14 protein-coding genes are annotated in these 18,843 nt (G+C 39.5%); 2 read left to right on the forward strand and 12 right to left on the reverse strand.

Annotated elements, in window-relative coordinates:
- Positions 1–628: 628 nt before the first annotated feature.
- From lysS to pth, 12 genes are all read right to left on the reverse strand, one after another.
- Positions 629–2,125: a lysine--tRNA ligase gene (lysS, locus tag ED2_RS11530; protein WP_016177737.1), complete on the reverse strand. Its 1,497-nt coding sequence runs from the start codon at positions 2,123–2,125 to the stop codon at positions 629–631.
- 119 nt (positions 2,126–2,244) lie between these two features.
- Complete coding sequence (gene dusB, locus ED2_RS11535; RefSeq protein WP_016177738.1) at positions 2,245–3,240, reverse strand: tRNA dihydrouridine synthase DusB; 996 nt, start codon at positions 3,238–3,240, stop codon at positions 2,245–2,247.
- Complete coding sequence (hslO, locus tag ED2_RS11540; RefSeq protein WP_016177739.1) at positions 3,241–4,128, reverse strand: Hsp33 family molecular chaperone HslO; 888 nt, start codon at positions 4,126–4,128, stop codon at positions 3,241–3,243. It abuts the gene before it with no gap.
- A gap of 238 nt (positions 4,129–4,366) precedes the next feature.
- Positions 4,367–6,466, reverse strand: coding sequence for an ATP-dependent zinc metalloprotease FtsH (gene ftsH, locus ED2_RS11545; protein WP_016177740.1), 2,100 nt, complete (start codon positions 6,464–6,466; stop codon positions 4,367–4,369).
- Between the two features lie 90 nt (positions 6,467–6,556).
- Complete coding sequence (gene hpt / locus ED2_RS11550; RefSeq protein ID WP_016177741.1) at positions 6,557–7,102, reverse strand: hypoxanthine phosphoribosyltransferase; 546 nt, start codon at positions 7,100–7,102, stop codon at positions 6,557–6,559.
- Positions 7,102–8,553, reverse strand: a complete 1,452-nt coding sequence (tilS, locus tag ED2_RS11555) for a tRNA lysidine(34) synthetase TilS (protein ID WP_016177742.1) — start codon at positions 8,551–8,553, stop codon at positions 7,102–7,104. Before tilS ends, hpt begins: the two co-directional genes overlap by 1 nt.
- Before the next feature lie 99 nt (positions 8,554–8,652).
- On the reverse strand, positions 8,653–9,150 hold the full coding sequence (locus tag ED2_RS11560) for a S1 domain-containing RNA-binding protein (protein WP_005875182.1): 498 nt from the start codon (positions 9,148–9,150) through the stop codon (positions 8,653–8,655).
- Between the two features lie 44 nt (positions 9,151–9,194).
- Positions 9,195–9,620, reverse strand: a complete 426-nt coding sequence (locus ED2_RS11565) for an FtsB family cell division protein (RefSeq protein ID WP_016177743.1) — start codon at positions 9,618–9,620, stop codon at positions 9,195–9,197.
- 63 nt (positions 9,621–9,683) lie between these two features.
- Positions 9,684–9,959, reverse strand: coding sequence for an RNA-binding S4 domain-containing protein (locus tag ED2_RS11570; protein ID WP_005875178.1), 276 nt, complete (start codon positions 9,957–9,959; stop codon positions 9,684–9,686).
- A 9-nt stretch (positions 9,960–9,968) separates the two neighbouring features.
- Positions 9,969–11,564, reverse strand: a complete 1,596-nt coding sequence (locus ED2_RS11575; RefSeq protein ID WP_005875176.1) for a putative polysaccharide biosynthesis protein — start codon at positions 11,562–11,564, stop codon at positions 9,969–9,971.
- 15 nt (positions 11,565–11,579) lie between these two features.
- Complete coding sequence (mfd, locus tag ED2_RS11580) at positions 11,580–15,101, reverse strand: transcription-repair coupling factor (RefSeq protein ID WP_005875174.1); 3,522 nt, start codon at positions 15,099–15,101, stop codon at positions 11,580–11,582.
- A 16-nt stretch (positions 15,102–15,117) separates the two neighbouring features.
- Complete coding sequence (gene pth / locus ED2_RS11585) at positions 15,118–15,678, reverse strand: aminoacyl-tRNA hydrolase (RefSeq protein ID WP_005875173.1); 561 nt, start codon at positions 15,676–15,678, stop codon at positions 15,118–15,120.
- Positions 15,679–16,028: 350 nt separating this feature from the next.
- Between pth and ED2_RS11590 the strand changes: the two genes are divergently transcribed.
- Positions 16,029–17,003, forward strand: coding sequence for an L-lactate dehydrogenase (locus ED2_RS11590; protein WP_005875171.1), 975 nt, complete (start codon positions 16,029–16,031; stop codon positions 17,001–17,003).
- Between the two features lie 315 nt (positions 17,004–17,318).
- Positions 17,319–18,719 (forward strand): L,D-transpeptidase family protein, encoded by a 1,401-nt coding sequence (locus ED2_RS11595; protein ID WP_016177744.1) that lies wholly within the window; start codon positions 17,319–17,321, stop codon positions 18,717–18,719.
- The last annotated feature ends 124 nt before the right edge of the window (positions 18,720–18,843 follow it).

An 18,843-nucleotide genomic window follows, 5' to 3' on the forward strand; every position in this document is an offset into this window, starting at 1 on the left:
ATATCAGAGTGACAAGTGAATGTCAACTGTTTTTTTAAAAGTTATTTTCGATTCCGTTTTTAGAAATCTTTCAGCAACTCGTATATCATAACTTATCTTTTGTTATTTGTCAAGAACTTTTTTGAAGTTTTTCTTGATTAGATCAAGCTTTTCAATAGGTTCTTTTCAAACGACTTAGTTATCTTATCATGTGGTCGCCCACAGGTCAAGAACTTTTTTAAGTTATTTTCAGAAGTTATTCTCGGTAACTTTTGAACAAATAATAATATACCAACTAAACCCGTATCGGTCAACGACTTTCTTGTATTTTTTCAAGTTTTTTTCAACAACCGATCAATCATTATCCCTTTCTATTAATTGTTCGTATTTAAGGCAATATCTTTCGATTGCTATTCGCTTCACTTACAATATCATTCGTTATTATTTATGGTCTGAAAGTTGGAATTTCCTTTTTATTCAAATTTTTTCCACTGTTCTTTATTTTATAAAGCGTATTCCAAAAATCTTTTTTTTATGACTATTCATATTTAAGCGTGAAAATACGAATAAGTATCTTATACTTCTTTACTCCTCTTACCTACAAAAAAAGAAGGAGAAAACCAATCAGGTCTCTCCTCCTATCTTATTGTTAACGCATTGTTGGGAATAATAAAACGTCTCGAATCGATTGAGCATCTGTCAAAAGCATCACTAGACGGTCGATTCCGATTCCCAGACCGCCAGTAGGTGGCATACCATATTCTAACGCTTCTAAGAAGTCTTCATCTACACCATGTGCTTCGTCATTTCCTAATTCACGTTCTTTTTCTTGTGCTTCAAAGCGTTCTCTTTGATCGATTGGGTCATTTAATTCAGTAAAGGCATTCGCAAATTCGCGCCCAACGATAAATAATTCAAAACGATCTGTAAAACGTGGGTCTTCTGGATTTTTCTTCGCTAACGGAGAAACTTCTACTGGATGACCATAAACAAAAGTAGGTTGTGTCAATGTTTCTTCAACGAAAGTCTCGAAAAACTCATTGATGACATGACCAACACCCATTGCATCTGTTACTTCTACATCATGTTCTTTAGCAATAGCCAATGCTTCTTCCAGCGTCATTTCTTTCCAGAAGTCGACACCCGTTTTTTCTTTGATCGCATCTACCATGTGGATACGTTTAAAGTCACTCTCTAAATCGACATCTTGCCCATCATAGGTGATCTTAGCTGTACCAAGTACTTTCTGAGCCGCATTACGAATAATACCTTCTGTCAGATTCATCACATCTTGGAAATCTGTATAAGCTGTATAAGCTTCTAGCATCGTAAATTCTGGATTGTGTGTTGTATCGATTCCTTCATTGCGGAATACACGACTGATTTCATAGACTTTTTCCATACCACCGACAATTAGTCGTTTCAAATGAAGTTCTAGTGCAATACGTAGGTACAAGTCAATATCCAATGCATTATGATGTGTAATAAATGGACGTGCTGCAGCACCACCGGCTTCATTATGCAATACAGGAGTTTCTACTTCTATATATCCATTGCCATCTAAGTAGCGACGGATCTCGCTGATGATTTGACTGCGTTTCATGAAGCGGTCAAAACTTTCACGATTACTGATCAAATCTAAATAGCGTTGGCGGTAACGTTGTTCGATGTTCGTCAATCCATGATATTTATCTGGTAATGGGCGTAGTGCTTTTGATAAAATGACGATCTCTGAAGCTTTGATGGAAACTTCTCCAGTGTCCGTCTTCATGATTTCACCCGTCACACCAAAAAAGTCACCTAGATCAGCGTGTTTGAATACATCGTAAGCTTCGTCTCCTACTTGGTCTTTCCGTACATAGATTTGGATTTGACCTTCACGATCTTGTAAATGTGCAAAACCCGCTTTACCTTTGCCGCGTCTTGTCATCATACGTCCTGCTACGCTAGCAGTTAATCCCATCTCTGCTAATTCTTCTTTTGTTCTTGGATCAAATAGTTCATGTAGTTCTGCTGAATTGTGTGTACGTTCAAATCGCTTGCCGAAAGGATCAATCCCATTTTCTCTCAATTGCTCCATTTTTTGACGACGAACAAGCATTTGATCATTTAAATCTTCTACTTGATGTTGTTGTTCCTGTGTCACAAAAGTTCCTCCATTCTCATGTTATTCTCTTCCCTATAATGCCAATGAAACACAAAAAAAGCAAGCCGAACTTAAATTTTCGGCTTGAAAATTAACGAAAAACTCAGAAAAACATGTCATCAACTCACAGATATTTTTTCTGTTTTCTCTAAAAAGCCATCCAATAAATCATTGATTTCTGTTTGTTTTTTAGAGTGGTTGATTGCAACTTTGACTTTCGCCGCTCGAGAGACTCCCTTCAAATAATAAGAAGCATGTGTCCGAAATTCACGGCAAGCAATAACTTCCCCTTTTAGATCAACTAAACGTTTCAAATGGAGTTTTGCTGTCTCGATTTTTTCACGAGGCGTTGGTTCTGGAATCAATTCACCTGTCTTTAAATAGTGTTGGGTACGATGGATCATCCAAGGGTTTCCTAATGCGGCACGGCCGATCATTACTCCGTCTGCCCCCACATATTCCAGCATTCTTTTTGCATCTTCAGGTGTTTTGACATCTCCATTCCCCATAAAAGGGATCGTTAACTGGCTTTTGACTTCTTTCAAGACTTCCCAATCTGCTTTTCCTTCATACATTTGTACCCGTGTACGCCCATGCATGGCGATCGCACTTGCTCCAGCTGACTCAGCAGCTAATGCATTTTGAACAGCAAATACATGTTGTTCATCCCAACCGATCCGCATTTTTACAGTTACAGGTATATCGACAGCAGAAGAAACCGCATGGACCATTTCATAAACTTTATCTGGATCTAACAACCACTTCGCGCCTGCTTCCGCTTTGATGACTTTGTTGACTGGGCAGCCCATGTTGATATCGATGATATCAGCAGCGGTATTTTGTTGAACGAATTGTGCTGCTTCGACTAATGTATCTTTATTTCCGCCGAATATCTGTAAACTTAAAGGATGTTCTCCTTCTTCTATATGCAGCATCTCTAAGGTTTTCTTATTCCTAAAATGGATGCCTTGATCGCTGATCATCTCGCAGACAACTAACCCAGCGCCGAATTCTTTTACAGTTACTCGAAAAGCGGAGTTGGTGATTCCAGCCATCGGTGCAACGACTACACGATTGGGAATTTCCACATTGCCTATTTTCCATTTATGTTCCACTTAGTTTCCTCCTAATGCTTCTTCTTTGAGTGCTGTCAATTCATCCTCACTGTATTCATACTTATTGTTACAGAACGAACAAACTGCTTCTGCGCCATGGTCTTCGTCGATCATCGCTTGAATTTCATCTGCCCCTAATGCAATGATTGCCTCACCAAATTTTTCTTTAGAGCAATCACACTTGAATTGAACAGTTAGCTTTTCTAAGATATTCAACTCTTCTGTCCCTAGCAACCCTTTTAAGATTTCTTCTGGCGTTAATCCCTCATCTAGCAATGTAGAGATTCTCGGTGTTTTCTTTAATTGTTCTTCGATTTGAGCGATGGTTTCTTCATCTGCACCAGGCATGATCTGGATCATGAAGCCGCCAGCCGTTTTGATACTATCATCTGTGTTGACTAGAACACTCAAGCCGACAGCAGAAGGAATTTGTTCTGAAATAGCTAAATAATAAGTAAAGTCTTCTGCTATTTCTCCGGAAACGATAGGTGTTTGACCAGAAAAAGGTTCTTTCAGTCCCAAATCTTTCGTGACACTGAACATCCCTTGTGTTCCTACCGCGCCACGTACATCGATTTTCCCTGCTTCATTTAAAGGTAAACTTAAATGCGGATTTTGAATGTAGCCTTTTACTTCCCCTTTTCCGTTCGCATCGACTACAATGCCCTTCGCTGGTCCGTCCCCTTGAATGCGGATCGTCAACTTATCATCGCCCTTTACAGTTGCGCCTAGTAGCAAACCACCCACTAATGTCCGACCTAATGCGGCAGAAGAAGTATGCCATGTATCATGACGTCTTTGTGCTTCCGCTACAGTATTGGTTGCTTGAACAGCATATGCTCGCACAAATCCATTATGTGCTAAAGCTTTAACTAAATAATCTTCCATTTTATGTACCTCATTTCCCGATTTTAAACTCATAGTGAATCATACTAGTTACGCTCATTTTTTTCAACTGATGGAATTGAACTTAACCTATGATTAATCAAATGAGCGTGGAACAAAACTAAAAATCAGTTTTGCCACAGACTCTAACTCCGAATAAACGGTGGGAGCAGAAGCAGGACTTCTACCTACTATATTTAATTAAAAAAAGAGCTATGACTTTCGTCACAGCTCTTTCGTATTATTTGTTATGATCATCAGAATCATTTGGCAAAGTAGCATCATGTTCTTCTTTAGCTTCTTCGTTCAATTCTTCTTTATCATGTTCAAAATTTTCTTTTTCTTCCGCTTGTTTTTCAGCATCTTTTTCTTCTAAAGCGCGTTTTGCTTCTTCAAAAGTTTGTGCTTCTTTTTCGCTTGGATAGTTATCCGATTCTGAACCTTCTGGCATTACGCCTCTTTCAAATAAAGATTTGATTGCTTTCGCATCCAATGTTTCGAATTCTAGAAGTTTTTCAGCAATCAATTTGTGTTGCGCACGGTGTGCTTCGATGATTTCATGCGCTTTTTGATGTGCTTCCATCAAAATCTTGCGTATTTCTTGATCGATCTCGAATGCAACTTGTTCAGAGTAAGCTTTTGTTTGACCGTAATCACGACCTACAAACACTTGATGGTTTCCTTCATATTGAACTGGACCTAAGCGATCGCTCATCCCATATTCAGTGACCATACTTCTTGCTAACGCTGTTGCTTGTTCAAAGTCATTTGAAGCGCCTGTCGATTGAACATTGAAGATGATTTCTTCTGCTGTTCGTCCACCTAGCAAGCCAACGATTTGTTCAAACATGTCTTCTTTTGTCATCAAGAATTGGTCTTCTTTTGGCAATGCGATCATATAACCGCCTGCACGCCCACGTGGAATGATCGTTACTTTATGAACGACACGTGCACGACTTAAGACTAACCCAACGATAGTGTGACCTGCTTCATGGTATGCCACCATTTCGCGTTCTTTTTTGCTGATTACGCGGTCTTTCTTAGCTGGACCTGCAATCACGCGATCTTCTGCTTCATCGACATCTGAAGCATCGATTTTTTTCTTGTTACGACGTGCCGCTACTAAAGCAGCTTCGTTCAAGACGTTTTCTAAATCAGCACCAGCAAACCCTGGTGTTTGTTGTGCAACAACTTTTAGATCAACATCATCTGCTAAAGGTTTATTTCTTGCATGAACACGTAGAATCGCTTCACGACCTTTCACATCTGGACGACCGACTAAAATTTGACGGTCAAAACGTCCTGGACGTAACAATGCTGGGTCCAATACATCAGAACGGTTGGTTGCGGCAATGACGATAACTCCTTCATTTCCATCAAATCCATCCATTTCAACAAGCAATTGGTTCAAGGTTTGTTCGCGTTCATCATGTCCGCCACCCATACCTGCACCACGTTGACGACCTACAGCATCGATTTCATCGATAAAGATGATGGCCGGAGCATTTTTCTTCGCTGTTTCAAATAAATCACGTACACGGCTTGCACCGACACCGACAAACATTTCAACGAAGTCTGAACCAGAGATAGAATAAAATGGTACACCGGCTTCTCCGGCTACTGCCTTGGCAAGTAATGTTTTACCAGTCCCTGGAGGTCCTTCTAAAAGAACACCTGCTGGGATACGCGCACCTAGCTCAACGAATCGTCGTGGATCTTTTAAGAACTCAACGACTTCGACAAGTTCTTGTTTTTCTTCTTCCGCACCTGCGACATCAGAAAAACGTACACGGTTGGCTTTTTTGTCTGCTTCTTTGGCTTTTGATTTACCAAAGTTCATGACACGGCCGCCACCGCCGCCACCGCCGCCTTGTTGACCCATCATCATATAGAAGAAGAAAATGATGATCACAATCGGCAAGAAGCTAAGTAACAAGGAGACCCATACGCCGCTGCTTGACTCTTCTTTGACTGTCGTCGCGACATTCTTTTCTTTCGCTAAATCAGTTACCTGACTCAGTGTTGTATCATTCGGTAAAATGATCGTTGTAAAATGGGTAGTTGTAGTATCTGTTGAACCTAAGATAGATAGACCGCCGCTATTAGCGACTTTCTGTTGCTCTTTGTATTCACCAGTGATTTTATATACACCATTTGCAGGTTGCACTTCAAAGTTCTTGATTTTACCTGCTTGTAATTGTTCTGTGAATTTTGAGTACTCGATATCTGACGATCGTTGGCCATTGTTACCAAAAATAAAGTATACGACCATTACCATCGCTAAGATTACGAGGACATAATACAAGGCATTTTTCATCATGCCATTGTTCTTTTTGTTCATAGTTGCCCTCCCTATGCGTTATTTTAAATTAGCATTTTTTTTATCAATCCTGACCGTTCTATTGTAACACAAATCACAACAGATACAGCATTAATTTGATTGATAAACGCTTGGTTTCAATACTCCGATATAAGGTAGATTGCGATAAGATTCTGCATAATCCAAGCCATATCCTACCACAAATTCGTTTGGCACATTGAATCCAACGTAGTCTGCTTCAATATCTACGACTCTTCCTTCTGGTTTATCAAGCAATGTCACGATCTTCACTGAGTTTGCTTTACGATATTTAAAAAGATCGACTAGATAAGCAAGTGTTCGTCCGCTATCAATGATATCTTCAACAATCAACAGATCACGGCCTTCGACATTTGTATCTAAGTCCTTCACAATCTTAACTTCACCAGATGAAACAGTGGCATTACCATAACTTGAAACATCCATGAAATCTAATTCTAAATACGCATCGATTGAACGTATGATATCTGCCATGAATGGGACTGCACCTTTTAAGACACCAACTACTAATGGATTTGAATCCTTATAAGTTTCTGTCAATTCTTTGCCTAGTTCTTCACAACGAACTTGTATCTCTTCTTTTGTAATCAAAACTTTCTCAATATCCTTTTCTAACATCAGGTTCTCCTTCCAGTTGCTTCTTTTTGATATTTGTAAAGAAGTATGTAGTGTATTTTATCAGTTTCTACACCAATACTCAAATGGGAATAGGTAAAAGGAAGCAAACTAATTATTTTTTTTTGCTCATCTTTAACCACCCACGCATCTTTTCTTTGCAGATCAGGTATTTTCTTGTCAATAAAATACCTAGACACTTTCTTTGTCAATTTTTCATTTAGCTGTATGCGATCGCCCGCTTGTCTTTTTCCGATGAACAAGGTTTGCTGAGGTTCCAGCCAGACATCATGAGAAAATTCTCCCCAATCGTCGATAAATCTAAATCCTGCCACTTCATCAGGCGTGAATAGACCAACCCATGCCTTCTCATTTAATATGATCTGCTTATGTGGTTCTATTTCGATAAATCGATCGATTATTTCCACAGGTTCATTCTCCACATCGTTCTTTCTTACCAAAGCGATCTCTTCATAGACCCGTTGGAATACCCATGAACGATCAAGAGTTAGTTGCCATTGTCCTTTCGGTCGATCAACTTGCTCTAATAGTTGGTCGATTTGCTGTTCATTGATAAAAAGGTTTGTTTTTCTGTTCGCCCAATCGAATAGCGTATACAAAAAATAGTACCGCTCTTCTAGTGACATCTCTTGTACTACTCTCCATGGAAAAACAAAACCATCATGCGTTTCTTTGACCTGTTCTTCGATTACTTTTTTCATTTGTTTCTTGATTAATTGATCTGCCCAAGTAATTTGTTGCGCAAAACGTTGGAAATGTGCCAAAACTTGTGGATTTTCTTGTTTTAATTGGGGAATCACTAAATGCCTGATTCGATTTCTTTGAACATTCAGTTCCTGATTGGTCTGATCCTCAAAATAAACAAGCTTTTGTTCTGCGGCATATTCATACAATTGCTCTTTACCAAAGCTTAGAAGTGGGCGGATCAGCTGGCCATTTGAAAAACGTTGACTTTCTTTGATTCCTGCAAAAGTTCCTAACTGTCCCCCACGCACTATCTTCATTAAAATCGTTTCCATTTGATCGTTTCCATGATGCGCAGTCATCACTACTTGATAACCATCTGTATGCATGATTTTTGCAAACGTGTGATAACGAAAGGCTCTTGCAGCAGCTTCGATGCCCTTTGTTGCCGGTTCTTTCCATGTCTCAAGGATAAACGGGATCTTTCGTTCCTGACAATAGGCTTTTAAGTAGGCTGCTTCATCTGCAGATTCTAGTCTTAATTGGTGGTTGATGTGCACCACACCCAAAGAAAAGGCTACTTCTTTTTTAGCTGCAAGCATCAAGTCAAGCAACACCATGGAATCAACTCCCCCAGAAATCGCCAACAGTACATGATTTCCTTTGGCTAGATATCCTTTTACTTTACCTTGTTCGATAAACATTCGTTGCATCTCTGCTGATACTTGGTTTTTGATCGACACATCCATCACTTCCTTTCACTTACACTTTTTCGATAATGGCCGCAAAAGAAAAAAAGAGCGGACAATAGTCTGAAACAATTGCCTGCCCCTTCATTTTCATTTGTTTTAGCTGCGACGTCCGCCGCGACCACCACGTTTGCCTTCAGTGTTACGTTTCAAGGAAGTCAATCGATCATCACTGTCTTTTAAAAATGAACTCATTAATGAATCAAAATCTTCTTTGTGATTGTTAGAAGATTGACTGCGAGAAAAAGGTTTTTTCTGTGTTGCACGGCCACGATTATCTCGTGTGTCACGTGTATCCCGTGTATCTCGTGTATCTTTTTGATATCGTTTTGGACGTTGTTCTTCATTCGATTCAGCTGGTTGCTCTTGCGCTTTACGGATAGATAGCCCAATCTTACCATCATCATTTACAGAAATAACTTTGACTGTTACTTCATCTCCAACACTTAAAACGTCGTGAATATCTTTGATATACCCATTTGATACTTCACTGATATGAACTAAACCCGTTTTACCAGCTCCTAAATCAATAAATGCCCCAAAATTTGTGATTCCTGATACTTTTCCTTGCAGTTTTGCTCCTACCTCGATTGACATAAAAAAAATGTTCCTCCTAATTATTAACCTATTTATAATACTGCTTATTTTGCAGTTGTTGAACTAGTTGATTGATTTGTTTCAGCCGTTGAACTATCGGTAGCCGGTTCTAATATTGGGTAAACTTTTTCGCCTTCTTTGGAATAAAAGAATTTACTTCTCGCAAGTTTCGCCACATAATCATCATCTTTTAATAATGAAACGTCTTCTTTGAGTTGATCAACATCCGTATTGACTTGACTCATCTCCGTATTCGCTTCAACTCTTAAATCGTTTAATCGATCCATTCTTTGCATATCACGAAAAATTTGAAATCCTAACACTGCGAAAATAACCAAAGCGCCGATGAAAATGGCTGCTAACCTACGTCTTCGAAAAATCAATTGGCGTTGTTGTTGTTGAAATTCAGCATACTTTTTCTTTGCATACTCTGTGTCTAAAGCAGCAATTTTGTTGCTTTTTTTCGTCACTTCACTTCGCTCCAATCTTTTTTTGATTGTCCTTCTCATTATACCAACATCAAGATGGCTTGTCTAATCAATTTCTTCACTGTTTTTCGTGCGGGTCTCAGTTAATAGTTCATACATCTTCTGTGTATCTTCTTTTTTCGTTGACTCGTGTAATTCTACCACTTTTACTTCCATTGTTTTGTTCCCAAATTGGATCTTCATTATATCGCCGACTTTGACGTCACTAGAAGACTTCGCTAGCTTGCCATTGATTTGGATTCTCCCTTTATCTGCCACTTCTTTTGCTACTGAGCGACGTTTGATGATTCGAGAGATTTTAAGAAATTTATCTAATCGCATGGTTTTTCCTCACTTTTTAAATTGTTTGTTTATCCTTAATATTTTTTTACCAAAAGGCAACATCAGCCATTCTCTGACCGTAAACAGTCGCGTCCAGATCACCGCATTCACAAAAATAAATGCGCCGATAATCACACCGACTAGACTGACTAAGAAAGCCGTTGAGCGGTGTTGGATCGGGCCAAAAAACAGCATCAATAGACCATAGTATAAAAATAAGGATAGGATCATCCAGCCTAAACACTGGATCAATTTTTTACCGAATTTACGTTCTTTCCAAAAGCTGTTGATGTCTGCTTTTTCAGTGTGGACAAAATACCACAATGTTACAGCTAACCCTAGTAGCGTAGATAGACTAGCGCCCACTGTTCCCAAACGTCCTGTCAATAAAGGCGTAGCTAAGGCTTTTGCTAGAAGCCCCCAGCCCGCTCCCTTCAATGAAGGTCGGAAAGAATTTTTGCTTTGAGCAATGCTTTGATACGCTTGAATAACTGCTGTTAGTGCAATCGAAAATACAAACAACACAAGGGCAGCATTTCCCGCATAATCTTTGAATAGTGCATAGTTGATGTAGGGAAGCAACATCGCCAAACCGACTGAAGCAGCTAAAGCTAACGCCGTAGTCAGCCGCAAATAGATTTTCGCTGTCTTTAGAAATTGACTGGGAACGGAGCTCATTAGATAACGTGTTAATGCTGGTAAAAATGTGGCACTTAATGCAGTTGCAATAACTAGACCTAGTTGGACCAAAGGCTGCCCTCGATCATACACTCCTTTAGCGATTTTCGCACTTTGTTCAGTCAATCCATAGACTTCCAGTGCATTTTTGACAAAAAACGAATCGATCAACTGAAAGAAGATCAATAGACCACTATAAATCGACACCAATCCGCCTTCGATAAAAAAGCGGCGTATCAGTGATTTTGGTGGCCGATTAAAGATAGAAAAATGTCGAAAGCTTAATGCACCACCATGTATTTTTTGTTCATAATAGTGTAAAACACCATAGGCACAAAGCCCACCAAGAACCGCTCCGCTCATCGCTGCTGTTCCCGTTTGATAGACATTCCAGCCTAACATCCGAAAAGCGAGCGCACTACAAACGATGATCGACACGCGAACGAACTGTTCGATGACTTGAGAAACCGCAGTGGGTTCCATCAAGAAGCGTCCTTGAAAATTTCCTCGATAAAAGGAAAGTCCTGGCATCAGCAAAAAGGTGAAGGAGACGATCTGGATCAACGGCTTCAACTGTAGATCCCCCATCATAAAAGCAATCCACCGACTAAAGGAAAAGGTGAATAGCCACAATAAAACACCTGTCCAAAAAACTAAAGGATATAGTTTTTGTAATCCCGCTTTACGCTGTAATGGATCTTTTCTTTCTGCAACATATTTAGAGATAAACTGAGGAAGACCAGACAGTGCTAAGGTCATGGCAATTCCATAAATAGGATAAACTTGTTGGTAAACATAAAATCCTTCATCGCCGACTAAGTTTTGCAGTGGGATGCGGTACAAGGCACTTAATACTTTCGCTATAAAAGAAGCGAGTGTGAGTATAAATGCGCCTTGCATCACTTTACGCATTTCTTTATGGTCCAAAGCGTCTGCTCCTTCCTATGCTACAGCATATTTTTGTTCACGTAATGCTTTCACAAAACGTTGGATCTCTTGCATCCAGCTCGCAGTATCTGTCGCTTTGGGAATCGTTAATCGGATCACCATTTTTTCCTTTTCAACACCTAGACTGGCCTTTAATTTTGTTGCTGTCAGTGCTTCAAAAAGTTGTTCCACCGTATAACGTTTTGTTCCAACCTTGCTCAACGTAAAGACTAGTTTTTGCTCTTGTTTGCGAATCGTTTCGATCAATGCACGATCGCCATCCATTTTGATCTGACCGATCGTCAATAAATGAGCGACCTCTTCAGGATATTCACCAAAACGGTCCAACAAATCATCTTCCAGCTCATCAAGCATTTCTTGTGAGTCAAGTTCTCTGATACGTTTATAAATTTCGATTTTTTGTCGTTGATCGGAGACGTATTCTTCTGGTAAGTAGGCATCGACACCAAGATCGATCTCAACTGATGTTTTTTCGACTTGATTATTTTTCCCTTGTTTTCGTGAAACTGCCTCACTCAACATTTGAGAATACATATCAAAACCAACAGCATCGATAAAGCCATGTTGTTGGGCACCTAAAAGATTTCCTGCTCCTCGGATCGATAAATCACGCATCGCGATTTTAAAGCCTGAACCTAATTCCGTAAAATCTTTGATTGCTTGTAGCCTTTTTTCGCTCACTTCATTAAGGATTTTTTGCTGTTCATACATGAAATAAGCGTAGGCGACACGATTGCTACGCCCGACACGTCCTCGTAACTGATAAAGCGTAGACAAGCCCATATAATCAGCATTTTCCACAAATAATGTATTGGTATTCGGGATATCGACACCTGTTTCGATGATCGTAGTCGTGACTAGCACATCATACTGTCCTTCGATAAAATCAAACAGCGTATTTTCTAATTGTGCTTCTGTCATCTGCCCATGAGCAAATCCAATGCGGGCTTCTGGTACCAACGCTTGTATTTCTTCTACTTTACGTTCGATTGTTTCGACACGGTTGTATAGATAGAAAACTTGTCCGCCTCTTCCCATTTCTCGATGGATTGCTTCTCTGATTGCGCCGGGATTTTTCTCCATAACATAGGTTTGGATCGGATAACGGTTCGCTGGTGGGGTCTCGATCACTGACAAGTCCCGAACACCCAACATCGACATATGCAATGTTCGCGGGATCGGTGTTGCTGTCAATGTCAATACATCCACTTGCGCACGCAATTGTTTCAATCGTTCTTTATGTTTTACACCAAAACGTTGCTCTTCGTCAACAATCAATAGGCCTAAATCACTAAATTCTATATCTTTCGAAAGAATTCGGTGCGTACCAACGACAATATCGATTTGACCCGTGCGTAATTGTTCGATCGTTTCTTTCTGTTGTTTCCTTGTTCTAAATCGACTTAATAAGCCAATGTTGACAGGAAATCCTTCAAAACGTTCAAGCATGGTCTCGTAATGTTGCTGTGCCAAAATCGTAGTAGGAACTAGAAAGGCTACTTGCTTACTATCCTTGATGGCCTTGAAAGCTGCACGTAAAGCAACTTCGGTTTTCCCATAGCCCACATCCCCTACAAGCAATCGATCCATCGGTTTTTCTTTTTCCATATCACGCTTGATCTCAGCTGCACTTCTTAATTGGTCATCTGTTTCAGAATATGGAAAAGCATTCTCGAATTCTTTTTGGTACCCATCATCCGGTCCAAAAGCATACCCTTTTTCAGATTCTCTGGCTGCATAAAGTTTGATCAGATCATCTGCGATATCTTCGATTTTAGAAGACACTTTTCGTTTTGTCTTCGTCCATTCACTTCCACCTAATTTATTGACACGTGGTGCTTTCGATTCAGAAGCAACATATTTTTGAATAAGGTTCAATTGTGTGACTGGTATAAAGAGCTTGTCGTCATTTTGATAAAGAATCGTCATGTAATCTTGATGGACCCCATCCACTTCCAACGTTTCCATACCGATATATTTACCGATCCCGTGATTCGCATGGACGACATAATCTCCAGCTTTAAGTTCATTGTAACTTTTTAGGCGTTCTGCATTGGTTACTGTTTGTCGCCGAGTTTGTTTTTTCGTTGTTTTTTGGAAAATCTCTTTTTCCGTGATCGCAACGATTTTTTCTTGTGGCAACTCAAAACCAGTTTGTAAGGCACCTTCTACCAATTGAACTTGTCCGCGGATCAATTTGTCTTGTTCCGTTTCTACTACTAATATCTCCTCATCCCGAAGCATCTGTTCTGCTTTTTTTATCCGCTCTTTTGTCGGGATAAAGATAACAACCGTTTGCCCCTGTTTTCGCCAACGATCCATTTCGGTTTTTAATAGTGGCATCTGTCCGAAAAATTGTTGCATCGTGCGATATTGGAAATTATGGATAGCTTGAAAACGTAAATTGCCCATTCCTTTTTGGAAAAGTGCAAAAAAAGTAGTAATAAATTTTTCTTTTTGAACAAGTTTATGCACATCGCTGACTAATACCTGTTCAGAAAATACACGGAGTTCACTGATCTTTTGCGTTTGCCATTCTGCAGCTTCACGTTCCATTTCTCGATTTGTTTCCATGATTCGTTGATAATCGTCTACAATCAACAAGCTGTTAGTTGGAAAATAATCAAGGATCGTCGTTTCTGTTTGATAAAGCAGATCTGCATAAAATTTAGCTTCTTCCGTGGGGTTTCCCGCTTGCCACTGTGAAACCAATTGGCCAAAGTAATCTTCTAAAAAGGCACGATCTGTTTTTTCAGAAGTAGTTGCTAATTTCTTTTCCAATAATGTTTCAACCTGATTGATTCCGTGAAGCAAATCCTCTTGCCCATATACTTGTTCACTCGTAGGGGCGATCCAGATCTCGTTTATTTTTTCGATCGAACGCTGTGTATCTGGTTCAAAATAGCGCATGGAATCAATTTCGACATCGAACAGTTCAACTCGGACAGGATAGTCAATGGTTAGTGGATAGATGTCGATAATGCTTCCACGTATGCTGTATTCTCCAGGTTTTGCCACCATTTCTACCCGCTCATAGCCCATCAATGCAAAATGCTGCGGAAGATTTGCGAGATCGATCTCTTCACCGACTTGCCAGTTCAGTTGTGCTTGTTGCCAAGTTTTTGGTTGAGGTAGTCGTTTATGAAGAGCCGCTACTGGCAAAAGGTAAATACCCGGTTGCTTTTGTTGTAGCGCATTTAGAGTAGCCACTCGTTCTCCTCGTGCTTCTGGAGAGGAGAACGCCATTTCTGCAGACAGTACTTCATCTACTGGAAATGAATGGATCTGTTCTGCTGGCAAAACATGCTGAAGATCTTCAGCCAACTGATTTGCATAATAAAGATTAGGCATCAAGACAATCAGATTTTTCTTTGTTTTTTTGAATGCGCGTGCGAACAACAATGTTTTTGCTGAGCCCGCTAATCCTGTAACTAGTTGTCTTGGTGTCTTCTCTTCTAATTGGTTGATCCATTCTTTGACTTGCGGATCTTTCCCAATCATTTGGATGATATCCATTACTTTTTCTCCTTCCTTAATTGAATTGATTCATCGTATTGATAAACGAATGTCCTTCAAGCATGAATTCTAACGCTTTAACGGATTGATCAATACTTGCTTCGATCAAAGGCTGTGCCTCTTTACTAAATGGACTCAACACATGTTGCACCACAGTTTTCTTTCCTTCAGGTCTACCGATCCCAACTTTGATCCGATCAAATACATTCGTATTCAAATGCGAGATGATACTTTTTATGCCATTATGACCACCAGCGCTTCCTTTTTGACGCAATCTGATTTTTCCAAGTGCAAGATCCAAATCATCGTACACAACGACTAATTCGTCTGGATAGATGCCAAAATAAGTCATCAACGGCCCTACAGCACGTCCTGACTCATTCATAAATGTTTGTGGTTTGACTAAAAGGATTTTTTCGCCATTGTAGAAAAATTCAGCGACCTCTGCTTCAAATGTATTTTTTTTAAACATTGCTTGATGTTCTTTCGCCATACGATCAACGACCATGAAGCCAATATTATGTTTTGTTTGTTCATATTTCGTTCCAGGGTTTCCAAGCCCAACGATCATTTTCATTGTTCATTCCACCTAATCTAAAAAGCAACACAAAAGGCTGGAGCGCAAATAAAGCAATCCAGTCCTTGACGCAATTTTCTATTTTTTACTTTCTACTATAGTATAACACATATAACCGTGTTTCAACTAAAAGAGAATTCTTAAAAAATGATAAAATAATTAAAAAACTCTTCAAAGTTTAATGAAATCATTACTTTTAGAAAATAGTGAAATAACGCACATGTAAGCTTTTACATATAATACAACTGTGTTATCTGTTATATTTTGTAGCCAAATAGCGTGACAGCAGGCTTGAGAAATGTTAGCATAGTCATAGGAAAAGACAAAATCAATGGAAGGATTGATATACAATGACTGCAGCTGCAGAAAAAAAAGATCATCAAAAAGTAATTCTTGTCGGAGACGGTGCCGTAGGTTCTAGCTATGCATTTGCATTAGTTACTCAAAATATCGCACAAGAAGTTGGTATAGTAGATATCAACACAGCAAAAACTGAAGGAGATGCAATTGATTTATCACACGCATTAGCATTTACTTCACCTAAAAAAATCTACTCTGCAACTTATGCAGATGCACACGACGCTGACTTAGTTGTTATCACAGCTGGTGCGCCTCAAAAACCAGGCGAAACTCGTTTAGATTTAGTAAACAAAAACTTAAAAATCAACCGTGACGTAGTAACACAAATCGTTGAATCAGGTTTCAATGGTATTTTCTTAGTTGCTGCTAACCCAGTAGATATTTTAACTTACTCAACTTGGAAATTCTCAGGTTTCCCTAAAGAACGCGTTATCGGTTCTGGTACTTCACTTGACTCAGCTCGCTTCCGTCAAGCACTTGCTGAATTAGTTGACGTTGATGCACGTAACGTCCATGCTTATATCTTAGGTGAACATGGAGATTCTGAATTCCCAGTTTGGTCACATGCCAACGTTGCTGGGTTACAAATTTATGAATGGGTTAAAAACAATCCAGACGTTGATGAAGAAGCAATGGTCAACTTATTCTTCGGAGTACGTGATGCTGCTTACACAATCATTGAGAAGAAAGGTGCTACTTTCTACGGTATCGCAGTAGCATTAGCTCGTATCACTCGTGCTATCCTTGATGATGAAAATGCTGTTCTTCCATTGTCAGTATTTATGAACGGTGAATATGGATTGAACGATATCTACATTGGTGCTCCTGCCGTTATCAACCGTCAAGGTATCCAAAAAGTTATCGAAATCCCTCTAAGCGACAGCGAACAAGACCGTATGGCTGCTTCAGCTAAACAATTAAAAGAAATCTTGGACGAAGCTTTCTCAAAATTAGACGCTGAATAATTTTAAATAAATAATAGAAATGAGGTTGGGACAGAAGTGTTTAACTCCGAGAAATAAGAAGAAATGAACGAAAATTGCTTTTCAAATTTTTGTGAATTTCGGCTTATTTAAGAAGGAGTTGCTTCTGCTCCCACCGTTTATTCGGAGTTAGAGTCTGTGGCAAAACTGATTTTTAGTTTTGTCCCACGCTCTATTTTTTTACAGCAATACTTCATTAAATTTCCACTAAATCATCTCTTCCCTTCGTCTTTTCATGTAAAATATGCTATGATTAGCTCGTTACACCCTAAATTAAAAAAATAAGGAGTTGTCACCATGACAAGATCTTCTCATCGTAAAAAATCAACGCACATTGGCTTATTGTCTGCTCTCGGTGTGATCCTCGTATTGATCAGCTTTTATACCTATCGCAGTACATATTATACAAAACATTTTTTGCCTAATACTGAGATCAATTCGATCAACGTAAGTAATCTTACTGTTGACGAAGCAAATGATAAATTGAAGGATTCTTATTCTAATAAAAAGCTTGCTATTGAAGAGAATGGCAAAGTTTGGCAAGAAGTTGCAAAATCAGAACTCGGCTACAAAGATGACTTTTCTTCTGAGTTGACGCCTCTTTTAGAAAAACAAAATGCTTGGTCTTGGGGAATGACTTATGTCTCCGCTGCTGACAATCAAGAAATCGATCCATTAGATACAAATCACCAAAAATTAGATGCAACGATCGAACAGTTAACTTCTGAATTGACGAACTTAAATAAAGACCGCAAACCTACTCAGGACGCGACGATCGAAAAATCAGGTGATACGTTCACGATCAAACCGGAAGTCAACGGTGACACAATCGATGTAGAAGCTGCTGTCAAAGAAGTCAAAAATGCTGTGAATACTGGAAAAAATGAAATCAATTTAGCCGATTTCCATGCAAAGCCAAAAGTAACGGCTAAAGACCAAAGCTTGGCGGATCAGCTAAATGCGATGAATAAAATCGCTGCTGTCAAAGGAACCTATACGATCAATGGTGACACGTTCCAGATCCCAACTACTGACATCGCTAGTTGGTTGACTTATACAGATGGGAAAATCGGTCTTGATACAGCTCAAGTCAGACAATATGTAACAGATTTAGGAACAAAATATAACACAAGCACCAATGATACGAAGTTCAAAAGTACAAAACGTGGTGAAGTGACTGTACCAGCTGGAACCTATAGTTGGACGATCACAACTGATGCTGAAACTGAAGCTCTTGAAAAAGCAATTTTAGCTGGGAAAGATTTCACTCGCTCACCACTTGTTCAAGGAAGTACGACGGCTGACCATAAGTTAGTTGATACCACATATATCGAAGTTGATTTACAGAACCAACATATGTGGTACTACAAAGATGGAAAAGTTGCTCTTGAAACTGATATCGTTTCCGGTAAGCCAATTACACCTACGCCAACCGGGGTCTTCTATGTTTGGAATAAAGAAGAAAATGCTACACTAAAAGGAACGAATGACGATGGCACCCCTTACGCTAGTCCAGTAAGTTATTGGATGCCCGTAGATTGGACTGGTGTAGGAATCCACGATTCCGATTGGCAACCTGCCTATGGTGGAGAACTATGGAAAACCCGCGGATCTCACGGCTGTATCAACACACCACCAAATGTTATGAGTCAACTATTTGGCATGGTAGAAAAAGGCACCCCTGTCGTGATCTTCTAGACAACTTGCTTTTTAGCAGTTTGGCGATAGAAAAAAATAAATTTCAACTCCTAAAGTCACGTCACAGAATCTGTGTTACGTGGCTTTTTTTGGCTTTATTATTCTTTGGATGGAAAATAACCGG

The organism is Enterococcus durans NBRC 100479 = LMG 10746 (genome assembly GCF_001544215.1).
GTDB classification, from domain to species: Bacteria; Bacillota; Bacilli; order Lactobacillales; family Enterococcaceae; genus Enterococcus_B; species Enterococcus_B durans.